1 protein-coding gene is annotated in these 842 nt (G+C 64.4%); it reads left to right on the forward strand.

What is annotated here, in order from left to right; translation table 11 throughout:
* Positions 1–58 precede the first annotated feature (58 nt).
* Positions 59–775, forward strand: coding sequence for an IS6 family transposase (locus JMJ55_RS30430; protein WP_202829344.1), 717 nt, complete (start codon positions 59–61; stop codon positions 773–775).
* Positions 776–842: the final 67 nt, after the last annotated feature.

Genomic DNA, 842 nt, shown 5'->3' on the forward strand with positions numbered 1-842 from the left:
GGCATCGTCAGGTTGAGCGAGGCTTGGCTGGCCGGGGGCGGTCCGGTAGACGGCCGGAATGAGCCTGCCAGCTGCCAAGTCGTCCTATGCCGGTTATCGCTTCCCGGCGGAAGTCATCAGCCAAGCGGTGTGGCTGTATTTCCGATTCCCGCTCAGCCTGCGCATGGTCGAGGAGATGCTGGCGGCGCGTGGCATCATCGTCAGTCATGAAACCGTCCGGCAGTGGGCGCTCAAGTTCGGCCAGGAGTTTGCCAGTCGGATCCGGCGGAGACTGCCCTGCGGTGGCGACAAGTGGCACCTCGATGAGGTGGCTATCAAGATCGCCGGGGTAAAGCACTGGCTCTGGCGTGCCGTCGATCAGGCCGGAATGGTGCTCGACGTGCTGGTCCAGAGCCGGCGCGACAAGCGGGCCGCCAAGCGCCTGCTGCGGAAGTTGTTGAAGCGGCAGTGCCGGGCGCCGCGCGTCATGGTCACTGACAAGCTCCCAAGCTACGGAGCGGCCAAGCGGGAGGTGATGCCCGGTGTCGAGCACCGCCAGCACAAGGCCCTGAACAACCGGGCCGAGAATTCGCACCAACCGACGCGACGACGAGAGCGGCAGATGAAGCGCTTCAAGTCAGCCCGGCAGGCCCAGCGCTTCCTCTCCACCCACGATCAGATCGCCAACCTCTTCCATCTCCGCCGCGACCATGTCACCGGCAGTGAACACCGAACTGCAAGGGCGCGTGCGTTCGAGATGTGGGCAGAGATCAGCAGGGTTGCTGCGGCAATCTGAAGTCCCTGCCCGCATCGTCCTCAGCTTGCCAACTCGCTCGGTTCGAGGACAACAAGTTGACTGTGCC

The organism is Belnapia mucosa, assembly GCF_016775475.1.
Classification (GTDB): Bacteria; Pseudomonadota; Alphaproteobacteria; order Acetobacterales; family Acetobacteraceae; genus Belnapia; species Belnapia mucosa.

What these genes read in the sequence shown, in the direction of transcription:
- JMJ55_RS30430 (WP_202829344.1), top strand. Translation starts at nt 59, where the DNA reads ATGAGCCTGCCAGCTGCCAAGTCGTCCTATGCCGGTTATCGCTTCCCG.